The organism is Agromyces fucosus (genome assembly GCF_004134865.1).
Lineage (GTDB): Bacteria > Actinomycetota > Actinomycetes > Actinomycetales > Microbacteriaceae > Agromyces > Agromyces fucosus.
In genome coordinates this window covers 559,980-581,374 of the sequence record NZ_SDPO01000001.1, presented here as the reverse complement: position 1 = coordinate 581,374, position 21,395 = coordinate 559,980, and the positions used below count along the sequence as shown (strand labels likewise).

Genomic DNA, 21,395 nt, shown 5'->3' with positions numbered 1-21,395 from the left:
CTCCGTGTCGTGGACGTCGGATGCTGCGTGGGCCGATCAGGCTCGTGGCGGTCGATGCAGCCCGAACGGCGATCCCTGGTCGTCACGGCACAGGCGGAACTCGCCGAACAGCGCCGTCGACGCATCGTCGCCTGGGAGGGCCTCGACCGTGCCGCCGAGACGTTCGACTGCCGCCGCGGCGGCATCGAGGTCGTCGACCCTGAAGAAGACGTACGGCGCGGCGCCCGGGTCGCTGCCGTGGACGCCCGCGGGCACGCCGGCCCCGGTCACCGCGTAACCGTCGCCGCCTGGCCCCGACTCGAACGTCCAGCCGAAGAGCTTGCCGTAGAAGGTGCGGGCCGTCATGGCATCCGCAGCCCCGAACTCGATGAATGAGACCTCGCCGGACATGGTTCCCCCTCGCTTCGACGCGTGGACAGGGCACACGGTAGTCGGCGGCGGGAGCGGCCACAACGGGTGGCGGCGGGCAGCGGTCGGTGGGCCGGGAGAGGCCCGGAGCCGGTGCACGCCCTGGAAATGAAGAAAGCCCCCTGTGGAGAGGGGGCTTTCGTGGGCGATGCCGGGCTCGAACCGACGACCTCTTCCGTGTGAAGGAAGCGCGCTACCAGCTGCGCCAATCGCCCATGTGGGATTCGCGAGTCACGCGAATGACCGCGGACTCGATACTAGCCGACCGTACGGGGTGAATGCACATCGAGCGGACGGTGCATCTTCGGAGCACGCCTGAACAGGTGCCGAACCCCCTCGACACGCCCGGGATGCGGGGTCGGATTCGTCGTGTGACCAGCGCGAATCCGCCGCTCGACCCCGTCAGTTTGTGAATCGTTCAGGGAATCAGTTAGAGTCTTCCTGCACGCAGAAATGCGAGCAACGCGGATGTGGCGCAGTGGTAGCGCATCACCTTGCCAAGGTGAGGGTCGCGAGTTCGAATCTCGTCATCCGCTCTGATCAGGATGGGGCGAAAGCCCCATTCCTGTTCTTTTGGTGGTGAACCCAGACACGGTGGATTGGCCGAGAGGCGAGGCAGCGGCCTGCAAAGCCGTATACACGGGTTCGAATCCCGTATCCACCTCCAAGCTGAGAACTTCCATTCTCGACTTGGGCGATTGGCGCAGCGGTAGCGCGCTTCCCTGACACGGAAGAGGTCACTGGTTCGATCCCAGTATCGCCCACCATGAGAAAGCCCCGGCATCGCCGGGGCTTTCGTCGTTTCCGACCGTTCGCCTCGCCGACCGGTTCGATCACCCGACCTGCTCGAACACGAGCGGGGGATAGCTGATGCGCGTCGTGTACCACGCCCACGACGCACCTGCGGTCTGCTCGATGGCGGCCCAGCCTCCGTATGCGGGCAGGTTCTTCAGGGTGAGGCTCACGGTCTGCTTGCCGTTCACGCTCCTGGGCCCGGCGCCGACGACGGTTCCGGATGCCGCGTAGCCGCTCGCGTTCAGCGTCACGGGGGCGCCGGACTCCACCGAGAAGGTGCAGACATAGGTGCCCACCCCCGTGATGCCGTAGGCGGCCGGTTCGAAGTGGATGGAGACTGCGGGGTTGCGGGTCGGCGATTCGCGGCGGTCGAAGCCGGCGTAGGGCGTCACGGCATCGGTCTGCATGATGGTCGGGCGGATGAGGGTGAGGTTCGTGCGTCCCTTGCCGATGGTGTGCACGGGGGAGAGGAAGTCGATCGGCGCCCAGAAGATCGGGCCGAGCACGAGCTCGCCGATCCGGTACTTCTCGGCCCATTCCTCGAGGCGGACATCCGGCTCGAAGTCGGCGAATTCGACGACGCGCTCGTCGAACTCGCTGCGGGAGCCCAGTTCTTTCGATGTGTCATACATGAGGGAAACTCTAAAACCGTGATGCGCGCACCGGGTCAGGGGCAGCACCGAGGTGCCGGGCGGCCACCCCTGCGGCGACTACAGTTGAAGGGTTCTGTAGACCGATTTCAAGGAGTGGATCCAGGTGGCCGACGGCTTCGAGCTCTTCACCGACCGTTCCGTTGTCGCAATGCGCGTCAACGGCGAGCTCAAGGACCTCGCCACGACGGTCACGGACTCCGACGTGGTCGAACCCGTCACGATCGACTCGCCCGACGGACTGAACATCCTCCGCCACTCCGCCGCGCACGTGCTCGCGCAGGCCGTGCAGTCGATCAACCCCGAGGCGAAGCTCGGCATCGGCCCGCCCGTCACCGACGGCTTCTACTACGACTTCGACGTCGCCGAGCCGTTCAACCCCGAAGACCTCAAGGCGCTCGACAAGGAGATGTCTCGAATCATCCGTGCCGGCCAGCGCTTCATGCGCCGCGTCGTCACCGACGACGAGGCGCGCGCGGAACTCGCGAACGAGCCGTACAAGCTCGAGCTGATCGGCCTCAAGGGTTCGGCGTCGACGGGCGGCGACAACGAGAACGTCGAGGTGGGGGCCGGTGAGCTCACGATCTACGACAACGTCGACCCGAAGACCGGCGAGACCGTCTGGAAGGACCTCTGCCGCGGTCCGCACCTGCCGAACACCCGCATGATCGGCAACGGCTGGGCGCTCACCCGCATCGCCGCGGCGTACTGGCGCGGTTCCGAGAAGAACCCCCAGCTCCAGCGCATCTACGGCACCGCGTGGCCGACGAAGGACGAGCTGCGCGCCTACCAGCACCGACTCGAAGAGGCCGCGCGTCGCGATCACCGCAAGCTCGGGCGCGACCTCGACCTCTTCAGCTTCCCCGAGGAGATCGGTTCGGGGCTCTCGGTCTGGCACCCGCGCGGCGGAGTCGTCCGCATGGAGATGGAGCAGCACGCCCGTCGCCGGCACATCGAGGGCGGGTACACCTACGTGTACACGCCGCACATCTCGAAGGAGGATCTCTTCCTCACCTCGAACCACCTCGTCACCTACAAAGACGGGATGTTCCCGCCGATCGTCATGGACGAGGAGCGCGACGCCGAGGGCAACATCACCAAGCAGGGCCAGGACTACTACCTGAAGCCCATGAACTGCCCGATGCACATCCTCATCTACAAGGAGCGCGGGCGCAGCTACCGCGACCTGCCGATGCGGCTCGCCGAGAACGGCACCGTCTACCGCAACGAGCTCTCCGGAGCCTTGCACGGGCTGACCCGTGTGCGCGGCTTCACCCAAGACGACTCGCACCTCTTCGTCACGCCCGACCAGCTCGAGGAGGAGGCGACCAAGGTCATCGAGTTCGTCATCTCGATGCTGCGCGACTTCGGCCTCGACGACTTCGAGCTCGAGCTGTCGATGCGCGACGACGAGAAGGAGAAGTGGATCGGCTCCGACGAGTTCTGGGAGTACTCGACGAACGCGCTCCGCAACGTCGCGCGCTCGAGCGGGCTGAAGCTCACCGAGATGCCCGGCGAGGCCGCGTTCTACGGCCCGAAGATCGACCTCAAGACCCGTGACGCCATCGGCCGCACCTGGCAGCTCTCGACCGTGCAGGTCGACCCGAACCTGCCCGAGCGCTTCGGCCTCGAGTTCACCGACAGCGACGGTCAGAAGAAGCGCCCCATCATGATCCACCGGGCGCTGTTCGGTTCGATCGAACGCTTCTTCGCGATCCTGCTCGAGCACTACGCGGGCGCGTTCCCGGTGTGGCTCGCTCCCGTGCAGGTCGTCGGCATCCCCGTGGCTGAAGACTTCGCACCGTATCTGGGTGCGATCATCGAGCAGCTGAAGGGCGCCGGTGTACGCGCCGAGCTCGACGTGAGCGACGACCGCATGCAGAAGAAGATCCGCACGCACACCACCCAGAAGGTGCCGATCCAGCTCATCGCGGGCGACAACGACCGCTCGGGTGAGACGGTCAGCTTCCGCTTCCGCGACGGCACTCAAGAGAACGGCGTCGCGATCGCCGAGGCGGTCGAGCGCATCAAACAGGTCATCGAGGAGCGTCGCCAGGTCGTCACTCGCGACGACCTGTTCTCATGAGCGCGTACCAGCCCGACGAGTTCGAGGGCGTGCCGACGGATGCCGCGGCCGACCTCGCCGGCGTACCCGACGCCTTCCAGCGCCTGTGGACGCCGCACCGACTGGTGTACATCCAGCACGGCCAGCAGCCCGACGAGCACTCGTGCCCGTTCTGCCGTGCACCCGAGATGAGCGATGAGCAGTCGCTCATCGTTGCGCGTGGCGAACACGCCTTCGTGCTCCTGAACCTCTACCCCTACAACAGTGGGCACCTGCTCGTCTGCCCGTACCGCCACGTCGCGACCTACGACGAGGCGACGCCCGAAGAGGTCGCCGAGATCGGCGAGCTCACGCAGATCGCGATGCGGGTCGTGAAGCAGGTCTCGAGGTGCGACGGGTTCAACATCGGCATGAACCAGGGCCGCATCGCGGGGGCGGGCATCGCCGAGCACCTGCACCAGCACATCGTGCCGCGCTGGGCGCTCGACTCGAACTTCTTCCCGATCATCGCCGGCACGAAGGCGCTGCCGCGCCTGCTCGGCGAAGTGCGTCAGGAGATCGCCGACGCGTGGCCCGCCTGAGCGTGGGCTCTCGACGCTCCTGCTTCGCTCCTCGACCGGCGTTCGCTCAGCGCACCTGGCGCACGGTGAACTGCAGGCTCGGGAACGCATAGAACTCCTGCGCCTCGACGAGCTGCAGCTCGCGCTCACCCGAGCTGTGCGTGAGCGAGAGCAGGTCGAAGACGCTCGACGCGGCGCGAGCGAGGGCGTCGGCCGCGTCGCCCGTGCGCCGGTAGTGCGCCGTGAAGAGCGCCGCGGTGACGTCGCCCGAACCGTTCGCCTTCATCGGCAGCAGCGGGGTCTGCACGATCCAGGCGCCCGAGTCGTCGACGGCGAGCATCTCGATGGTGCCGGCTTCGCGGTCGGGGCGCTCGACGCTCGTCACGAGGACGGTGCGCGGGCCGGTGGCGCGAACGAGGTCGACCGAGGCGAGCGTCGACTCGAGCGTGTCGGGCTCGGTCTCGGTGAGGAAGCCGAGCTCGAACTGGTTCGGCGTGATGATGTCGGCCGCCGGCACCACGCGGTCGCGCAGCAGGATCGGGATGGCGGGGGCCACGAAGCATCCGGACTTCGCATTGCCCATGACCGGATCGCAGGCGTAGACGGCGTCGGGGTTCGCGGCCTTCACCCGCGAGACGGCATCGAGGATGACGTCGGCGATGCCCTCGCCGCCCTGGTACCCCGAGAGCACGACATCGATCTGCGGGAACACGCCGCGATCCTCGATGCCCGTGATGACGTCGCGCACGTCGTCGGGGCTGATCATCGGCCCGCGCCACGCGCCGTAGCCGGTGTGGTTCGAGAAGTTGACGGTGTAGACCGGCAACACCTCGACGCCGATGCGCTGCAGGGGGAAGACGGCGGCCGAGTTGCCGACATGGCCGTAAGCGACCGCGGACTGGATCGAGAGAATCTTCACCGCTCGATCATCGCATCTCCGGCGTCGGCGCTCCGTCCGCGGTTCGGACGTCAGCGGCGAACGGCCCTGACGGAGGCGCCGAGATCGGCAGCGAGCTTCTGCAGGTCGTCGTCGTCGAGGTCGTGCACCGTCAGTCGCAGGTGATCGGATGCCTCGCCGCCGCCGAGCGCGAACTCGTCACCGGGCCTCGCGAGCCACCCGCGACGCATGAGCTGCTCCGAGACGGCACGGGCCGGCGCCGTGAGAGGCACCCAGACGTTCAGGCCGTCGCCGGCGCTGGTCGGAATGCCCTCGGTCGTGAGGAGCTCGGCGAACGCGGCGTTCCGGGCAGCGTAGTGCTGACCCGCCGCGCGGATGCCGGCCGTGATCTCGGGGTCGGTCGCGAGCGCACGGACGAGCCGCTGCAGCAGATGGCTCACCCAGGTGGTTCCCGGCGTCAGCCGCATCGCGAGGCGGTCGGCGGTCTCGGGGTCGGACGCCGTGACGGCGAGGCACATGTCAGGGCCGAGGAACTTCGACACCGAGCGCACGAGCGCCCAGCGCCGGTGCTCGGGGCCGATGAGCGAGTGGTACGGCAGCTGCGAGAGCAGTGAGTAGTGGTCGTCTTCGATGACGAGCACGTAGGGATGGTCGCGGAGCACCGCCCGAAGTTCGGCGGCGCGCCGCTCGGAGAGGCTCGCGCCCGTCGGATTCTGCGCGCGCGGCGTGCAGATGACGGCACGCACGCCGTGGTCGAGCGCGGCTCGAAGGCCTTCGACCGTCATGCCCTCGTCGTCGATGGGCACCGGGACCGGGCGGTAGCCGGCGACGCGCACCGTGTGGATGCTCGTGAGGAAGCAAGGGTCCTCGAGCGCGACGGCGTCGTCGCGGGTGAGTGCCTGCGCGAGGAGCCGCTCGACGGCGTCGCCGGCGCCGCTCGTCACGGTGAGGTGCATCGGGATCTCGGGCGGCAGGTCCGCGCTCATCCAATCCTGCGCCCAGCGAGCCAAGTCGGGGTCGATGACGGGTTCGCCGTACAGCACAGGGCGCCGGGCGATGCTCGCGAGCGCGTGAGACGGGTCGGGGATGCGCGCCGGATCGGGGTTGCCGGTGCCGATGTCGCGGAGCGCCGTGTCCGCGGCGAACCCCTCCTGCGCCACGGCGGCACCGCCGGCGACCCGCGTGCCGCCGCGGCCGAGCGTGATCACGACTCCGGCGTTCATCAGCTGCCGATAGGCCGAGACGGCGGTGTTCCGGTTCACGCCGAGATGCTCGGCCAGGGTGCGGACCGGGGGGAGCGCGTCGCCCGGGCGGAGGGCGCCGCGCTCGATGAGCGTGCGCAGGCTGTCGGCGATCTCGGCCGCTGAGCGGCCCTCGATGTCGATGATGTGCACCGCCCCCTTCTTCGTGTCTGCGCCCATGATATCTTTTGGCCTAGGACAATAGTTCTGTTCGTCTGTTCTGATGTGCGACAGGGCGTCGCGCACCGCCGAGAGGATCCCTTGTGACCGTATCCGAAACGGGTTCGAGCCGCGTGAAGCGCGGCCTCGCCGAGATGCTGAAGGGCGGCGTCATCATGGACGTCGTCACTCCCGAGCAGGCGCGCATCGCCGAGGACGCCGGCGCCGTCGCCGTCATGGCCCTCGAGCGTGTGCCCGCCGACATCCGCTCGCAGGGCGGCGTCGCCCGCATGAGCGACCCCGACCTCATCGACGCGATCATCGCCGAGGTGTCGATCCCCGTCATGGCGAAGGCCCGCATCGGCCACTTCGTCGAGGCGCAGGTGCTGCAGGCCCTCGACGTCGACTACATCGACGAGTCCGAGGTGCTCTCGCCGGCCGACTACGTGAACCACATCGACAAGTGGGCGTTCAACACCCCCTTCGTCTGCGGTGCCACCAACCTCGGCGAGGCGCTCCGCCGCATCAACGAGGGTGCCGCGATGATCCGCTCGAAGGGCGAGGCCGGCACCGGCGACGTCTCCGAGGCGACGAAGCACATCCGCAAGATCTCCTCCGAGATCAACGTGCTCCGCTCGATGACGAAGGACGAGCTCTACGTCGCGGCGAAGGAGCTGCAGGCTCCCTACGAGCTCGTGCTCGAGGTCGCCGAGACCGGCAAGCTCCCGGTCGTGCTCTTCGTCGCCGGTGGCGTCGCCACTCCGGCGGATGCCGCGATGATGATGCAGCTCGGCGCCGACGGCGTTTTCGTGGGCTCGGGCATCTTCAAGTCGGGCAACCCCGAGGCTCGCGCGGCCGCCGTCGTCAAGGCGACCACGTTCTACGACGACCCCTCGGTCGTCGCCGCCGTCTCGCGGGGCCTCGGTGAGGCCATGGTCGGCATCAACGTCGCCGACCTCGCCGCACCGCACCGCCTCGCAGAGCGCGGCTGGTGACCACGAGCCTCAGGAGTGCGTCACTCGACGCGGGGCGGCCGGCTTCTGCCGGGCCCCGCGTCGGGGTGCTCGCACTGCAGGGAGACTTCCGCGAGCACGCCCACGTGCTCGCGACGCTCGGCGCCGAGGTCTCGCTCGTGCGCCGGCCCGAGGAGCTCGAGACGATCGACGGTCTCGTGATCCCCGGCGGCGAGTCGAGCGTCATGGACAAGCTCTCGCGGATGTTCGGGCTGCAGGCCCCGCTGAAGACCGCGATCGCCGGTGGCATGCCCGTCTACGGCACCTGCGCGGGGCTCATCATGCTCGCCGACACGGTGCTCGACGCGATCGCGGGCCAGGAGTCGCTCGGCGGCCTCGACGTCGTCGTGCGACGCAACGCCTTCGGTTCGCAGAACCAGTCGTTCGAGACCGACCTCGACATCCCCGCCCTCGGCGAGGTGCCGGTGCACGCGGTGTTCATCCGCGGGCCGGTCGTCGAGTCGGTCGGGCCGGATGCCTCGGTGCTGGCCTCGCTCGCCGATGGTCGGGTCGTGGCCGTCGAGCAGGGCAACCTGCTCGGCACGAGCTTCCACCCCGAGATCACGGGGGAGCACCGCTTCCACGAGTACTTCCTCGCCAAGGTCCGCGCTCGGGCGTAGTTGCACGGCCGGCGACGCCGACGATGCGCGTGGTCGGCGGTGCTCGGTAGGGTCGCAGCATGGCCGACTTCATCGCTCTGCTCCGCGGCGTCAACGTCGGGGGCATCACCGTGAGATCCGCAGATCTGCGCGAACTGTTCGAGGGCCTCGGCTTCGGCTCGGTCCGCACGGTGCTCGCGAGCGGCAACGTCGTGTTCGAGCATTCGGCGAAGGAGTCGCATTCGGCGCTGAAGGCCCGCATCGAGCAGGCGCTCCGCGACCGGTTCGACTACGACGCCTGGATCGTGCTCGTCACGCGCGCCGAACTGCAGCGCGCGATCGACGGCTTCCCCTTCGATGCCGATGACGAGCACCGGCAGCCGTGGGTGATCTTCGCCTCCGAAGACGACGTCCTCGACGAGCTCGCCGCGTTCGCGGGCGACGCCGATGCCGAGGTCGACCCGATCGCGCGCGGCGATGGTGTCGTCTACTGGAACCCCGTGAAGGGCACGACGGTCGACACGCCGTTCGCGAAGCTGCTCGCGAAGGCCAGGTTCAAGCCGACGACCACCAATCGCAACCTGAGGACGCTCCGCAAGATGGTCGGCTGAGCCCGAGGCCGGCGTTCTCTCCGGCGACGGAGTTCAGGGGAGGCACCGAGCCGAGAGCCGGGTCGGCACCGGGGCGGGACGCCGATGCATCCGCTTCGCTGTCTTCCCATGACCACTCGACTTCCCAGTTCCGGCGCGCCCGCGATGAGCGGCGCGCCCGCGACCACCTGCCGCAGCGACGAGATCGTGCTCATCCACCGGCTGTTCCGACGCCTCTTCGGTGAGGCTCCCGCGCTCGTGCGGGAGGTCGTGCCCGGCGACGCTCCGCGCGCCGCCTTCCTCTCGAAGCACCTGCACGGCCTCACGAAGCTCCTCCACGTGCACCACCACGCCGAAGACGACTTCTTCTGGGACCGGATGACCGAGCGGGCGCCGGCGTGCGGACTCCACGTCGCGCTCATGCGGAAGCAGCACCAGTCGGTCTCCGACCAGTTGGACGAGATCGACACCCGGATCGACGACTGGACGGCGAGCGGTGCGGATGCCGCGGCGGCCGAGCACCTCGCGACGGCGCTCGACGAGGTCGACCGGAGCCTCGCCGAACATCTCGCCGACGAGGAGCGCGAGGCGTTCCCGGTGCTCGACGCGGTGCTCTCGGAGGCCGAGTGGGACGAGATCTCCGCGCATGCCCAGCGAGAGAAGCCGCCGCTGCCGCTGTTCCTGCTGCTGGGACTCATGATGGACGCCGTTCCCGAATCCGAGCGCGCCGCGTGGATGGCCCGCGAACTGCCCGCCCCGATGCGCACGGCGTACCGCCTGTTCGGTCACCGCAGTTACGAGCGAGCCATGCGCCGGCTGCATCCCGTGCCGCAGAAGAGCGTGGAGGGCGGGCGTCGCTGACTTAGAATGGTGGCGCGCGAGCCGCGACCCGGCCGCGCGAGGATTCGATTCAGGAGACGCATGTCCGGGCATTCCAAGTGGGCGACGACCAAGCACAAGAAGGCGATCATCGATTCGCGCCGTGCGAAGTCGTTCGCGAAGCTCATCAAGAACATCGAGGTCGCCGCGAAGATGGGCGGCGCCGACCTCTCCGGCAACCCGACCCTGGTCGACGCCGTGCAGAAGGCGAAGAAGACCTCCGTCCCGAACGACAACATCGATCGCGCCATCAAGCGCGGCGCCGGCCTGACCGGTGAGTCGATCGAGTACACGACGATCATGTACGAGGGCTACGGCCCCAACGGCGTCGCGCTCCTCATCGAGTGCCTCACCGACAACAAGAACCGCGCCGCCGCCGAGGTGCGCACGCTCATGAGCCGCAACGGCGGCACCATGGCCGACCCGGGTTCCGTCGCCTACAACTTCGCGCGCAAGGGCGTCATCGTGGTCGCCAAGACCGACGGCCTCAGCGAAGACGACGTGCTCGGCGCGGTGCTCGACGCCGGCGCAGAAGAGGTCACCGACGAGGGAGAGACCTTCGAGGTCATCACCGAGGCATCCGACATGGTCGCCGCGCGCACCGCGCTGCAGGAGGCCGGCATCGACTACGACTCGGCGGATGCCGCGTTCGTGCCGTCGCTCAAGGTCGAGATCGATGCCGAGACCGCACGCAAGGTCTTCCGTCTCATCGACGCGCTCGAAGACAGCGACGACGTGCAGAACATCTACAGCAACTTCGACCTCACCCCCGAGGTGCAGGCCGAGCTCGAAGCGGACTAGCCGATCGCCGTGCGAGTGCTCGGCATCGACCCCGGACTCACGCGCTGCGGCGTGGGCGTCGTCGATGTCGAGCCGAACCGCACGGCGCGGCTCGTCGACGTCGTCGTGCTGCGATCGCCCGCGGAGCTCGACACCCCGCGCCGGCTCGTGCGCATCGCCGAGGGGCTCGAGGCGATCATCGAGGAACACCGGCCGCAAGCCGTCGCCCTCGAGCGCGTGTTCGCCCGCAGCGACGTGTCGACCATCATGGGCACCGCCCAGATCTCGGGCGTCGCCATGCTGATCGCCGCGCGCCGTGCGCTTCCCGTCGCGCTGCACACGCCGAGCGAGGTGAAGGCCGCCATCACGGGCTACGGCCGCGCCGACAAGAAGCAGGTGGGCGCCATGGTCGCGCGCATCCTCGGGCTCGACGAGGTGCCGAAGCCGGCGGATGCCGCCGACGCCCTCGCCCTCGCGATCTGCCACGCGTGGCGCACCGGGGGAGTCGCGGGCGATGCCGTCCGCGACAGCGCCGACGGATCCGCCGGTGACTCGGCACTCACACCGGCCCAACGGGCGTGGCTCGCCGCGGAGCGCTCCGCCTCCGTGTCGGGGGCGGCCCGTAGGCTGAAGCGGTGATCTCCTCTCTTCGTGGCCGTGTGCTCGCAGCTGCCGGTGGCTCGGTCGTGATCGAGGTCGGCGGGGTGGGGTTCCACGTCAACACGACCCCGGCGCTGGCCCTGTCGATGCGCGAGGGGCACGAGGCATCCGTGCACACGACGCTCGTCGTCCGCGAAGATTCGCTGACGCTCTTCGGCTTCGCGACGCGCGACGAGCTCGACGTCTTCGACCTCCTCATCGGCGTCACCGGCGTCGGGCCGAAGTCCGCGCTCGGCGTGCTCTCGGTGCTCTCGCCCGGGCAGATCGCCGAGGCGGTGCAGCGCGACGACGATGCCGTCTTCCGCAAGGTGAGCGGCATCGGCCCGAAGACCGCGAAGCTCATCACCGTCTCGCTGGCCGGCAAGCTCATCGCACCCGTCTCATCGACTCCGCACGCGCCCGTCGTCGTCGGTGGTGCCGCCGACAGCGTGCTCGCCGCGCTCACCGGGCTCGGCTGGTCGGAGCGGGTGGCTGCAGAGGCCGTCGACGAGACGATCGCCGCGGCATCCGACATCGAGGCCGCTTCGGTACCGACGCTGCTGCGGCTCACGCTCGCTCGGCTCGGGCCCGCGCAGCAGACAGGGCGCACGCGATGAGCGACGACCTCGACCTGACCGACCCGGTGCTCGCCTCCGAGGCGGAGCTCGCCTTCGAGGGCGCGCTCCGGCCGAAGAGCCTCGGCGAGTTCGTCGGCCAGACCCGGGTGCGCGGCCAGTTGCAGCTGCTGCTCACCGCGGCGACGCTGCAACAGCGCACGCCCGACCACATCCTGCTCGCGGGTCCGCCCGGGCTCGGCAAGACGACGCTCGCGATGATCGTCGCCCACGAGGGCGGCCGACCGCTGCGCATGTCGAGCGGCCCGGCCATCCAGCACGCCGGAGACCTCGCGGCGATCCTGAGCTCGCTCGTCCCCGGCGAGGTGCTCTTCATCGACGAGATCCACCGCATGGCGCGCTCGGCAGAAGAGATGCTCTACCTCGCCATGGAGGACTTCCGCATCGACATCATGGTCGGCAAGGGGGCGGGAGCCACCTCCGTGCCGCTCGACCTGTCGCCCTTCACCCTCGTCGGCGCGACCACGCGGGCCGGGCTTCTGCCGAACCCCCTGCGCGACCGGTTCGGCTTCACGGCGCACCTCGAGTTCTACGACGAGGCGGAGCTCGAGCAGGTGCTCGCGCGCGCCGGCACGATGCTCGGCCTCGACGCCGATAAAGAGGCCCTCGCCGAGATCGCCGGGCGCTGCCGCGGCACACCTCGCATCGCCAACCGACTGCTCCGCCGGGTTCGCGACTATGCGCTCGTGCACGGCGAACGCGCCGACCTCGCAGCCGTCCGCGCAGCGCTCGAACTCTACGACGTCGACCCGCTCGGGCTCGACCGTCTCGACCGCGCGGTGATGGAGATGATCCTGACCCGCTTCGGCGGAGGGCCGGTGGGCCTCAACACGCTCGCCGTCTCCGTCGGAGAAGAGGCCGAGACGATCGAGGCCGTGGTCGAGCCGTTCCTCGTGCGCATCGGGCTCATCACGCGAACCCCGAGAGGCCGCATGGCGACCCCGGCGGCCTGGCGGCACTTCGGTCTCGCAGCGCATGCACCCGATACGGCAGCGGCGCTTCCGATCGATGACCTATAATCCTTGAAGCTGACCCCTCAGCACCGATGACTTCGTGCGCGCGCCGCACTCCGGAAGGTACTTCTCCTCTCATGACGTTCGATCCGTTCACCATCATCATGCTCGCCGTCCTGGCGGTGCTCATCTTCTTCATGTTCCGCAACTCGCGCAAGCGTCAGGCCGACGCCCGCGAACTGCAGTCGAAGGTGCAGGCTGGCGCGAAGGTGATGACCAACTTCGGCGTTTTCGGCACCATCCTCTCGATCGACGAAGACGAGAACCAGGTGCTCCTCGAGACCTCGCCCGGCACCGTCCTCACCGTGCACCGTCAGACCGTCGCTCGCGTCGTCGAGCCCAAGGCCGACGTCGTCGAAGAGACCGTCGCGGTCGAGGGCGAGCCCGAGTTCGGCGAGCGTCTCGATGCCGAGACCGACGTGACGTCCACGGACGCGACCGACGAGAAGCCCGACACCAAGAAGTCGGACGACTAAGACTCAACCCCAGGTTGGGCCCGTGCGCTGACGCGCGGGCTCTCTGCAGAGAAAGCGGAACACGTGGCTGCACCATCGAAGCGGTCATCTCGGCCGACCCCCGTGCGCAAGGCATGGAGATCACTCATCTGGCTGGGTGTCATCATCGCGCTGCTGTTCGGCATCAATGCCGCCGGCGTCATCTGGGGCGGCGGGTCGTGGACTCCGAAGCTCGCGCTCGACCTCGAGGGCGGCACGCAGATCATCCTCGAGCCCAAGGTCGAGACGGGCGCCAACGTCTCGCAGGAGCAGCTCGACCAGGCGGTCTCGATCATCCGCCAGCGCGTCGACGCCTCCGGCGTCTCGGAAGCGGAGATCAACACCGAGGGTGAGAACGTGGTCGTTCGCATCCCGGGCGAGCTCGACGACCAGACCCGCGCTCGCATCCAGCAGTCCGCGAAGCTCGAGCTCCGGGCCGTGCTGCTCGCGGACGCGGCGACGAACACCGCGATCGACCCGAGCGCGAGCCCCGAGCCGACCGAAGCACCTGCTGAGGAACTCGAGTCGACGCCGACCACCGAACCGACCGACGGCAGCGACCCGGCCTGGGTCACGCCCGCGCTGCAGCAGGAGTTCGACGACTTCGACTGCTCGCAGATCGATGAGAACTCGGCGAACGTGGCACCCGCCGACGAGCCGCTCGTCACGTGCGACGTCACCCGTACCGCGAAGTACCTCCTCGGACCGGTCGAGGCCAGCGGCGAGAACATCGTCGACGCCACCAACGGCATGGTGCAGACCCAGACGGGCGCGTCGACGGGTCAGTGGGCCGTCAACATCGTCTTCGACGCCGAAGGCACCGAAGACTTCGCCAACGTGAGCACTCGTCTGTACGGCCTGCAGGGCCAGACCCCTCGCGACCAGTTCGCCTTCGTGCTCGACGGTCAGGTGCTCACGGCACCGTCGATGAACGGCGCGATCACCGACGGCAAGCCGCAGATCACCGGCAGCTTCGACCAGGCCTCGTCGAAGGCGCTCGCCGACCAGCTGAAGTTCGGCGCGCTGCCCCTCAGCTTCACGGTGCAGTCCTCCGACACGATCTCGCCGACGCTCGGTACCTCGCAGCTGCAGTCCGGCCTGATCGCCGGCCTCATCGGCCTGATCCTCGTCGTGATCTACACGATCTTCCAGTACCGCGCCCTCGCGTCGGTCACCATCGCCTCGCTCGTGATCGTGGGCATCATCACCTACCTGATGATCACGATCCTGTCGTGGCGAGAGGGCTACCGCCTGTCGCTCGCCGGCATCGCGGGACTCATCGTCTCGATCGGTTTCACCGCCGACTCGTTCATCATCTACTTCGAACGCGTTCGAGACGAGCTCCGAGACGGCAGGCCACTCGTCGGCGCGGTCGAGGCCGGCTGGAAGCGCGCGTTCCGAACAGTGCTCGCGTCGAAGGCCACCAACCTGCTCGCCGCGATCGTGCTGTTCGTGCTCGCCGTCGGCAGCGTCAAGGGCTTCGCGTACACGCTCGGTCTCACCACGATCATCGACGTCGTCGTGGTCATCCTGTTCACGCACCCGATGCTGCAGCTGCTCGCGCAGACCCGCTTCTTCTCGAGCGGCAACCCATGGTCGGGCCTCGACCCGAACGCACTCGGCGCCGTGTACCGCGGTCGTGCCGAGTTCCGCAAGCCCGTCGGAGCGCCGGCGAAGAAGACCGCGGCCAGCGCGAAAGAAGCGCAGCGCCGCCAGACCATCGCCGAACGGAAGGCAGCTGCAGCAGTGGGCGCCTCCGATTCGTCCGACGAAGGGAAGGAGTCCTGATGGCGAACCGTCTCACGACCTTCGGCAATGACCTCTACACCGGCAAGCGGTCCTTCAACTTCGTCGGAGGCCGCAAGAAGTGGTACGCGATCGCCGGGGTCCTGATCCTGCTGTCGATCGTCGTTCCGCTCCTCACCGGAATCAACTTCAGCATCGAGTTCCGCGGCGGATCGCAGTTCCAGATCGCCGAGGTCGAGAACGCGACACCCGAGCCGGCGATCGAGGCGGTCCACTCCGTCGTGCCCGACGCCGAGGTGCGGGTGGCGATCGTCGGAGGATCCGGTGTGCGCGTGCAGACCGACCAGCTCGAGCAGGCGGATTCGGAAGACGTGAGCGGTGCTCTCGCCGAAGCGTACGACGTACCGGAGTCGGAGGTCACCTCCTCGTTCATCGGTCCCAGCTGGGGCGCGGATGTCACTCGGCAGGCCCTCGTCGGCCTCGTCGCATTCCTCCTGCTCGCGGGCATCATCATGGCGCTGTACTTCCGCACCTGGAAGATGTCCCTCGCGGCGATCCTCGCGCTCATCGGCGACCTCGTGGTGACCGTGGGCATCTATGCTGCGGTCGGCTTCGAGATCAGTCCCGCAGCGACCATCGGTATCCTCACGATCCTCAGTTACTCGCTGTACGACACCGTCGTGGTCTTCGACAAGATCCGTGAGAACACCGCGGAAGACGGTCAGGAGTCGAGGCGCACCTTCGCCGAATCGGTGAACCTCGCGGTGAACCAGACCCTCGTGCGTTCGATCAACACGAGCGTAGTGGCCGCTCTTCCCGTCGCGGCGATCCTCTTCATCGGAGCCGGCGTGCTCGGAGCCGACACGCTCCGCGACATCTCGCTGGCGCTCCTCATCGGCATCCTCGTCGGCACCTGGTCGACGGTGTTCGTCGCCGCTCCGCTCTACTCGCAGTTGCGTGAAGGGGAGCCGGCGATCCACCGCCACGACCAGAAGGTCCTGAAGGAGCGCGAGCGCGCGGCATCCGTCTCGACGGGGGCCGAGGCGCTGCCCACCGCATGATGTTCGCGGCCGGCGTGAGCCGTGTGGCGCGTCGAAGCCTCCGGAGCGGCGATAATTGAGTTCCGGAGGTGAGCGATGACGGAGACGGGTGTCAACTCGACGGCATCGCTGCGCCGTCTGGTACCGCGCATCTTCTCCAAGGCACAGCCCTCTGGCGCGGTCGACACCCTCATGCGCACGGTGCGGATGCACCATCCGAAAGCCGATCTCTCGCTCATCGAGCGGGCGTACACGGTCGCGGAGCGCGCGCACGAGGGGCAGAAGCGCAAGAGCGGTGAGCCGTACATCACGCACCCGATCGCGGTCGCGCAGATCCTCGCCGATCTCGGCATCGGATCGAAGACGGTCGCCGCGGCGCTGCTGCACGACACCGTCGAGGACACCGCGTACACGCTCGACCAGGTGCGGGCCGACTTCGGCGACGAGATCGCCATGCTCGTCGACGGCGTCACGAAGCTCGACAAGGTCAAGTACGGCGACTCGACGCAGGCGGAGACCGTTCGCAAGATGATCGTCGCGATGTCGAAAGACATCCGGGTGCTCATCATCAAGCTCGCCGACCGGTTGCACAACGCGCGCACGTGGGGTTTCGTGCCGGCGGCGTCGGCTGCGCGCAAGGCGACCGAGACCCTCGAGATCTATGCACCGCTCGCGCATCGCCTCGGCATCCAGACGATCAAGTGGGAGCTCGAAGACCTCTCGTTCGCCGTGCTCTACCCGAAGCTCTACGCCGAGATCGAGAGCCTCGTCAAGCAGCGCACTCCGCAGCGCGAAGAGTTCGTGCAGAACGTCATCGACCTCATCGCAGACGACCTGAAGGCTGCGAAGATCCGGGGCAAGGTCGTCGGTCGGCCCAAGCAGTACTACTCGATCTACCAGAAGATGATCGTGCGAGGCCGTGACTTCGACGAGATCTACGACCTCGTCGGCATCCGGGTGCTCGTGAACTCGGTGCGCGACTGCTACGCGGTGCTCGGCGCGATCCATGCCAGGTGGACCCCGCTTCCCGGCCGCTTCAAGGACTACATCGCGACGCCGAAGTTCAACCTGTACCAGTCGCTGCACACGACCGTGATCGGCCCGAAGGGGCGCGCGGTCGAGATCCAGATCCGCACGCACGACATGCACCAGCGCGCCGAGTACGGTGTCGCGGCGCACTGGAAGTACAAGGAACGGATGGCCGGCGGTCGCACCGCCGACAAGTCGGGTCAGAACGAGACCGACATGGCGTGGCTCGCTCACATCTCCGACTGGCAGGCCGAGACGGCCGACCCGGGGGAGTTCCTCGATTCGCTGCGCTTCGAGATCGGCGCCAAGGAGGTGTACGTCTTCACCCCGAAGGGTCGGGTGATCGGCCTGCCGGCCGGCGCGACCCCGGTCGACTTCGCTTACGCCGTGCACACCGAGGTCGGTCATCGCACGATGGGAGCGAAGGTCAACGGCCGTCTCGTCCCACTCGAGAGCGAATTGCTGAGCGGCGACGTCGTCGAGGTGTTCACCTCGAAGAACCCCGACTCGGGGCCGAGCAAGGATTGGCTCAGCTTCGTCAAGAGCCCGCGTGCCCGCAACAAGATCCGGCAGTGGTTCACCAAGGAGCGGCGCGACGAGGCGATCGAGCAGGGTCGCGACGCGATCGCCCGCGCCATGCGCAAGCAGAACCTGCCCCTGCAGAAGCTCATGAACCAGGAGTCCTTCGCCGAGGTGGCAGCCCAGCTGCGCTACGACGACGTCTCCTCGCTGTACGCCGCCGTAGGCGAAGGCCACGTGTCGACGCAGTCGGTGCTCGAGAAGGTCGTCGCGCTCGTGCGCGACGTCGACGAGGGCGACGAGCCCGACCTGCCGATCCCGGTGCGTTCGCGGCCCCTGCCGCGGCACTCGGACTCCGGAGTCCTCGTGCGCGGTGCGCCCGACATCCTCGTCAAGCTCGCCCGTTGCTGCACTCCCGTGCCCGGCGACGAGATCGTCGGCTTCGTCACGCGCGGCGCCGGCGTCTCGGTGCACCAGGCGAGCTGCCACAACGTGCAGAGCCTCATGCAGGAACCCGAACGCATGATCGACGTGGAGTGGGCGCCGAGCTCGAAGAGCGTCTTCCTCGTGCAGATCCAGATCGAGGCACTCGACCGCGCGGGGCTCCTCTCCGATGTCACGCGCGTGCTCTCGGAGCACCACGTCAACATCCTCTCCGCCAACGTCTCGACGTCGACCGACCGCCTCGCGCTCAGCCGCTTCGTCTTCGAGATGGGCGACACCACGCATCTCGATCGTGTGCTGAATGCGGTTCGACGCATCGACGCCGTCTACGACGTGTATCGCGTCAGCGACGGCTGACGGCGGCCGGCCGAGCCCGATCGAATTCCGTCGGATCGAATTCGACGAGCCTCGCATCGACGTGATCGAGCCGATCGAGGGCGAGGCTCCGGTGCGGCATGCGGATCGCCTCGTCGAACCGCCGACGCAACCGGGCAGCGAGCTTCGCGTCGGCCCTGCAGAGCGCGGTGACGATCGACTCGACCTCCCCGTCGTCTTCGGCGTGCTCGCGCAGCAGGTCGAAGCCCGTGCGCACGACGTTGGTGCATCGCGCGAACGGGAACTCGATGATCTCGTCGGGCTCGATCGCGACCTCGCGCACGACGACGCGCGGCACCGAGACGAGCGCGACCCGTGCGGTGCGGGACACGCAGAACTGCGCGAGCATCGGGGGAGCGTCGAGCGCGCCGTGCACCCAGGCTGCCGATCGTCGTTCGACCACGAGCGCACGCGGCGCGCGGAGCGCAACGGCCGCCGCTCGCAGTGACGGCAGATCGGGCTCATCGACGGGTGCCCACCCGTCGCCGATGGGCATCAGTTCGCCGTCGATGCGGGCGGCGCAGAGTTCCGCGAGCGAGAGGTCGTCGATGCTGAGCACGTTCGGGAGCTTGGCCATACGGACATGCTCCGGCACTGGTGCCCTTCAGGGCGCAGTCAGGCGCGATCTGTGGACAACGGCGCGCTCACGACAGTAGCGCGGCCGAGACCGCGACATCGCGAGGGGGAATCAGCCGCCGACGGCCTTGAGCCAGGCCTTGCGCGCATCGAGGGCTTCGCGAGCGGATGCCGCGGCCTTCGCGTCGCCGGATGCCTCAGCAGCCGCGAGCTCGGCCTCGAGCTTGTCGATCGCGTCGTGGAGCTGACCGAGCATGCCCTCGGACCGCGCCTTCTTCTCGGGGTCCTCGCGCTGCCAGCGCTCCTCCTCGAGCGACTTGACGTGGTTCTCGATCTTGCGCAGGCGGTCTTCGACGACGCGCACCTGATCGCGCGGAACCTTGCCGATCTCGTCCCACTTGCGCTGGATCTTGTTGAGCCCGGCACGAGCCTGCTTCGGGTCCTGCTCGGTGAGCAGGGGCTCGGCCTCGGTGAGCAGCGCGAGCTTCTCCTCGAGGTTCGCGCGGTAGCTCTCGTCCTCCTGCGCGTCGATCTCGGCCTTCGCGCCGAAGAGCACGTCGCCGGCGGCCTTGAACTTCGCCCAGAGGGCGTCGTCGAGCTTCTTGCCGGCACGGCCCGCGAGCTTCCACTCGTCGAGCAGGTGACGGTAGTCGCCCACCGCGTCGGCACCGCGCGGGGCGAGCGCCTCGGCCCGCTCGATCAGCGCCTGCTTGCGCGAACGCACGTCGCGGTGCGCTGCGTCGAGCTCGGCGAAGAACGCCTTGCGGTGCGTCTCGATCGTCGAGCGGGCGGCGCGGAAGCGCTTCCAGAGCTCATTGGCCTCGTTCTTCGGCAGGCGCGGTCCGTCTTGCTGGTGGCGCTGCCAGCGCGCGAAGAGCTCATCGAGCTCTGCGGTGGCCTGCTTCCACTGCGTCTTCGCGGGGTCGCCGGCCGCGAGGGCCTCGGCTGCCTCCACGATCGCGGTGCGCTCGGCGACGGCCTCGGCGACCGCGGCCTTCGACTCGGCCTGCTGCTGTTCGGTCAGCTCCTTGGTCGTGCCCGAGAGCGCCTCGAGACGACGCCCGAGCGATTCGAGGTCGCCGACCGCGTTGGCCGTGGAGACGGAGGACTGGAGCGAGGCCACGGCCTTCGAGACATCCGCTGCGGGCGCACCTCGGCGCACGCGCTGTTCGAGCAGGCCCACCTGGCCCGCCAGATCGGCGTACTTGCGCTCGAAGTAGGCGAGTGCCTCTTCAGCCGAGCCGTCGGGGTACTGCCCGACCGCTCGTTCGCCGTCGCTCGTGCGCACGAAGACGGTGCCCGTCTCGTCGACGCGGCCCCACGGTTGCTGATCTGAATCGGTCACGGCCTCACCCTGTCGTATGTCGGATGCCGCCCGTGGGCGACGTTGACGGCATCAAGCCTATTGCACCGCCGAGGGGCGGTGCGGGCGCTCACTCGATCGTGAACGCCGTGATCGTGGTCGGCACGGCGGGGGCACCGTCGCCGGCACCGTCGCTGGTGCCCGCGTCGATGACGCCGGCTCGGAGCGCGTCGAGACCGCTCGTCACCTTGCCGATGACGGTGTAGCCGCCGGTGTCGCCCGGCAGCGTCGTGTCTTCATAGACGATGAAGAACTGGCTGCCCTGGCTGTACTGCGATGCTGCACGGGCCATCGCGATCGTGCCGGCGGGGTAGACGCCGTCGGACGGAACGTTCTCGACGGGCCCGTAGCTGTAGCCCGGGCCACCCGTGCCGTCGCCGCTCGGGTCGCCGCACTGCAGCACCCAGATGCCCTCGGTCGTGAGACGGTGGCAGCTCGTGCCGGTGTAGAAGCCCGACTGGGCGAGACTGATCTCGCTCGAGACGGCCTGCGGGGCGGCCGCGCCGTCGAGCTCGACGCCGAGCGGGATGTCGTTGAGCGTCAGCGTGCCGGTCCAGGTGCGGTCCTCGGCGATGTCCGCGGAGGGCACGTCGCCCTGGTTCTCCTCTTCGGCCGCCGGAGTCGGAGTCGGGGTCGCCGTGTCGGTGGCAACGGGCTCGGCGCCCGGTCCGCCGCTGAAGTAGAAGATCTGCGCGGCCGTGGCGAGGGCGAGTACGACGACGAGCGCGAGCACCGCGATCACGTTGTCGCGGGTGCGCCGGCGCTGCTTCCGGGTGTGGACTTCCTGGCGTGCCTGGTAGGTGCGAAGGCGCGCTCGTTCTTCACGCGCCTGTCGGTCGTTCGATGCCACGCATGCTCCTTCTCGGGACTCCTGCGTGCCGACTC

21 protein-coding genes and 4 tRNA genes are annotated in these 21,395 nt (G+C 68.4%); 17 read left to right on the top strand and 8 right to left on the bottom strand.

The window, feature by feature from the left end:
• Nucleotides 1-36 precede the first annotated feature (36 nt).
• Both ESP57_RS02745 and ESP57_RS02740 read right to left on the bottom strand, forming a co-directional pair.
• Nucleotides 37-390: a VOC family protein gene (locus ESP57_RS02745; protein WP_056009370.1), complete on the bottom strand. Its 354-nt coding sequence runs from the start codon at nucleotides 388-390 to the stop codon at nucleotides 37-39.
• 160 nt (nucleotides 391-550) lie between these two features.
• Nucleotides 551-623: transfer RNA gene (locus ESP57_RS02740), tRNA-Val, on the bottom strand.
• 249 nt (nucleotides 624-872) lie between these two features.
• Here ESP57_RS02740 and ESP57_RS02735 point away from each other — a divergent pair.
• The 3 genes from ESP57_RS02735 (at nucleotide 873) to ESP57_RS02725 (ending at nucleotide 1,175) form a co-directional block, all read left to right on the top strand.
• A tRNA-Gly gene (locus tag ESP57_RS02735) sits at nucleotides 873-944 on the top strand.
• 57 nt (nucleotides 945-1,001) lie between these two features.
• Nucleotides 1,002-1,075: transfer RNA gene (locus tag ESP57_RS02730), tRNA-Cys, on the top strand.
• 25 nt (nucleotides 1,076-1,100) lie between these two features.
• Nucleotides 1,101-1,175, top strand: a tRNA-Val gene (locus ESP57_RS02725).
• 66 nt (nucleotides 1,176-1,241) lie between these two features.
• Here ESP57_RS02725 and ESP57_RS02720 read toward each other — a convergent pair.
• Nucleotides 1,242-1,835, bottom strand: coding sequence for a hypothetical protein (locus tag ESP57_RS02720; RefSeq protein ID WP_129230471.1), 594 nt, complete (start codon nucleotides 1,833-1,835; stop codon nucleotides 1,242-1,244).
• Between the two features lie 169 nt (nucleotides 1,836-2,004).
• On the opposite strand from ESP57_RS02720, the gene thrS reads away from it, so the two are divergent.
• Together thrS and ESP57_RS02710 are read left to right on the top strand one after the other, a co-directional pair.
• Nucleotides 2,005-3,939: a threonine--tRNA ligase gene (gene thrS, locus ESP57_RS02715; protein WP_243648420.1), complete on the top strand. Its 1,935-nt coding sequence runs from the start codon at nucleotides 2,005-2,007 to the stop codon at nucleotides 3,937-3,939.
• Nucleotides 3,936-4,499 (top strand): HIT family protein, encoded by a 564-nt coding sequence (locus ESP57_RS02710; protein ID WP_056009364.1) that lies wholly within the window; start codon nucleotides 3,936-3,938, stop codon nucleotides 4,497-4,499. Before thrS ends, ESP57_RS02710 begins: the two co-directional genes overlap by 4 nt.
• Nucleotides 4,500-4,545: 46 nt before the next feature.
• Here the strand turns inward: ESP57_RS02710 and pdxY are convergent, their stop codons facing one another.
• Entirely contained in the window at nucleotides 4,546-5,397 is an 852-nt protein-coding gene (gene pdxY, locus ESP57_RS02705; protein WP_129230469.1) for a pyridoxal kinase PdxY, read from the bottom strand.
• Nucleotides 5,398-5,447: 50 nt separating this feature from the next.
• Nucleotides 5,448-6,797, bottom strand: a complete 1,350-nt coding sequence (locus tag ESP57_RS02700) for an aminotransferase class I/II-fold pyridoxal phosphate-dependent enzyme (protein ID WP_129230468.1) — start codon at nucleotides 6,795-6,797, stop codon at nucleotides 5,448-5,450.
• 83 nt (nucleotides 6,798-6,880) lie between these two features.
• Here ESP57_RS02700 and pdxS point away from each other — a divergent pair, with 83 nt between their 5' ends.
• From pdxS to ESP57_RS02640, 12 genes are all read left to right on the top strand, one after another.
• On the top strand, nucleotides 6,881-7,771 hold the full coding sequence (gene pdxS, locus ESP57_RS02695; protein WP_056009358.1) for a pyridoxal 5'-phosphate synthase lyase subunit PdxS: 891 nt from the start codon (nucleotides 6,881-6,883) through the stop codon (nucleotides 7,769-7,771).
• Nucleotides 7,768-8,409 (top strand): pyridoxal 5'-phosphate synthase glutaminase subunit PdxT, encoded by a 642-nt coding sequence (pdxT, locus tag ESP57_RS02690; RefSeq protein ID WP_243648375.1) that lies wholly within the window; start codon nucleotides 7,768-7,770, stop codon nucleotides 8,407-8,409. The genes pdxS and pdxT overlap by 4 nt, the downstream gene beginning before the upstream one ends.
• A gap of 59 nt (nucleotides 8,410-8,468) precedes the next feature.
• A complete protein-coding gene (locus tag ESP57_RS02685) occupies nucleotides 8,469-8,999 on the top strand; it encodes a DUF1697 domain-containing protein (protein ID WP_129230466.1) in 531 nt (176 codons plus the stop codon).
• Between the two features lie 108 nt (nucleotides 9,000-9,107).
• Nucleotides 9,108-9,839 (top strand): hemerythrin domain-containing protein, encoded by a 732-nt coding sequence (locus tag ESP57_RS02680; RefSeq protein ID WP_165877357.1) that lies wholly within the window; start codon nucleotides 9,108-9,110, stop codon nucleotides 9,837-9,839.
• A gap of 60 nt (nucleotides 9,840-9,899) precedes the next feature.
• Nucleotides 9,900-10,658 carry a YebC/PmpR family DNA-binding transcriptional regulator gene (locus ESP57_RS02675; RefSeq protein ID WP_056009349.1) on the top strand — a complete coding sequence of 253 codons (759 nt, stop codon included), beginning with the start codon at nucleotides 9,900-9,902 and terminating at the stop codon, nucleotides 10,656-10,658.
• A 9-nt stretch (nucleotides 10,659-10,667) separates the two neighbouring features.
• On the top strand, nucleotides 10,668-11,276 hold the full coding sequence (gene ruvC, locus ESP57_RS02670) for a crossover junction endodeoxyribonuclease RuvC (RefSeq protein ID WP_207904463.1): 609 nt from the start codon (nucleotides 10,668-10,670) through the stop codon (nucleotides 11,274-11,276).
• The gene (gene ruvA, locus ESP57_RS02665; RefSeq protein ID WP_056009345.1) at nucleotides 11,273-11,893 is read left to right on the top strand and encodes a Holliday junction branch migration protein RuvA; all 621 of its coding nucleotides are present in this window, start codon (nucleotides 11,273-11,275) and stop codon (nucleotides 11,891-11,893) included. Before ruvC ends, ruvA begins: the two co-directional genes overlap by 4 nt.
• Nucleotides 11,890-12,930 (top strand): Holliday junction branch migration DNA helicase RuvB, encoded by a 1,041-nt coding sequence (ruvB, locus tag ESP57_RS02660; protein WP_056009343.1) that lies wholly within the window; start codon nucleotides 11,890-11,892, stop codon nucleotides 12,928-12,930. Before ruvA ends, ruvB begins: the two co-directional genes overlap by 4 nt.
• Before the next feature lie 71 nt (nucleotides 12,931-13,001).
• Complete coding sequence (gene yajC, locus ESP57_RS02655) at nucleotides 13,002-13,400, top strand: preprotein translocase subunit YajC (RefSeq protein WP_115957754.1); 399 nt, start codon at nucleotides 13,002-13,004, stop codon at nucleotides 13,398-13,400.
• Between the two features lie 102 nt (nucleotides 13,401-13,502).
• Complete coding sequence (secD, locus tag ESP57_RS02650) at nucleotides 13,503-15,206, top strand: protein translocase subunit SecD (protein WP_082571312.1); 1,704 nt, start codon at nucleotides 13,503-13,505, stop codon at nucleotides 15,204-15,206.
• The gene (secF, locus tag ESP57_RS02645; RefSeq protein WP_056009337.1) at nucleotides 15,206-16,225 is read left to right on the top strand and encodes a protein translocase subunit SecF; all 1,020 of its coding nucleotides are present in this window, start codon (nucleotides 15,206-15,208) and stop codon (nucleotides 16,223-16,225) included. Before secD ends, secF begins: the two co-directional genes overlap by 1 nt.
• Before the next feature lie 75 nt (nucleotides 16,226-16,300).
• Nucleotides 16,301-18,553 carry a RelA/SpoT family protein gene (locus ESP57_RS02640; RefSeq protein WP_056009335.1) on the top strand — a complete coding sequence of 751 codons (2,253 nt, stop codon included), beginning with the start codon at nucleotides 16,301-16,303 and terminating at the stop codon, nucleotides 18,551-18,553.
• Here the strand turns inward: ESP57_RS02640 and ESP57_RS02635 are convergent.
• From ESP57_RS02635 to ESP57_RS02625, 3 genes are all read right to left on the bottom strand, one after another.
• A complete protein-coding gene (locus tag ESP57_RS02635; RefSeq protein WP_056009333.1) occupies nucleotides 18,540-19,148 on the bottom strand; it encodes a hypothetical protein in 609 nt (202 codons plus the stop codon). The two genes, ESP57_RS02640 and ESP57_RS02635, sit on opposite strands and share 14 nt — an antisense overlap.
• 111 nt (nucleotides 19,149-19,259) lie before the next feature.
• Complete coding sequence (locus ESP57_RS02630; RefSeq protein WP_129230463.1) at nucleotides 19,260-20,492, bottom strand: DUF349 domain-containing protein; 1,233 nt, start codon at nucleotides 20,490-20,492, stop codon at nucleotides 19,260-19,262.
• Between the two features lie 88 nt (nucleotides 20,493-20,580).
• A complete protein-coding gene (locus tag ESP57_RS02625) occupies nucleotides 20,581-21,360 on the bottom strand; it encodes a peptidylprolyl isomerase (protein ID WP_056009328.1) in 780 nt (259 codons plus the stop codon).
• Nucleotides 21,361-21,395 lie beyond the last annotated feature (35 nt).

Bases quoted from the DNA above. Each gene is read 5' to 3' on its own strand.
- ESP57_RS02675 (WP_056009349.1), top strand. From the start codon at position 9,900: ATGTCCGGGCATTCCAAGTGGGCGACGACCAAGCACAAGAAGGCGATC.
- ESP57_RS02710 (WP_056009364.1), top strand. From the start codon at position 3,936: ATGAGCGCGTACCAGCCCGACGAGTTCGAGGGCGTGCCGACGGATGCC.
- ruvB (WP_056009343.1), top strand. From the start codon at position 11,890: ATGAGCGACGACCTCGACCTGACCGACCCGGTGCTCGCCTCCGAGGCG.
- secF (WP_056009337.1), top strand. From the start codon at position 15,206: ATGGCGAACCGTCTCACGACCTTCGGCAATGACCTCTACACCGGCAAG.
- ESP57_RS02640 (WP_056009335.1), top strand. From the start codon at position 16,301: ATGACGGAGACGGGTGTCAACTCGACGGCATCGCTGCGCCGTCTGGTA.
- yajC (WP_115957754.1), top strand. From the start codon at position 13,002: ATGACGTTCGATCCGTTCACCATCATCATGCTCGCCGTCCTGGCGGTG.
- ESP57_RS02720 (WP_129230471.1), bottom strand. From the start codon at position 1,835: ATGTATGACACATCGAAAGAACTGGGCTCCCGCAGCGAGTTCGACGAG.
- ESP57_RS02680 (WP_165877357.1), top strand. From the start codon at position 9,108: ATGACCACTCGACTTCCCAGTTCCGGCGCGCCCGCGATGAGCGGCGCG.
- ESP57_RS02685 (WP_129230466.1), top strand. From the start codon at position 8,469: ATGGCCGACTTCATCGCTCTGCTCCGCGGCGTCAACGTCGGGGGCATC.
- thrS (WP_243648420.1), top strand. From the start codon at position 2,005: ATGCGCGTCAACGGCGAGCTCAAGGACCTCGCCACGACGGTCACGGAC.
- ESP57_RS02745 (WP_056009370.1), bottom strand. From the start codon at position 390: ATGTCCGGCGAGGTCTCATTCATCGAGTTCGGGGCTGCGGATGCCATG.
- ESP57_RS02635 (WP_056009333.1), bottom strand. From the start codon at position 19,148: ATGGCCAAGCTCCCGAACGTGCTCAGCATCGACGACCTCTCGCTCGCG.
- ESP57_RS02700 (WP_129230468.1), bottom strand. From the start codon at position 6,797: ATGGGCGCAGACACGAAGAAGGGGGCGGTGCACATCATCGACATCGAG.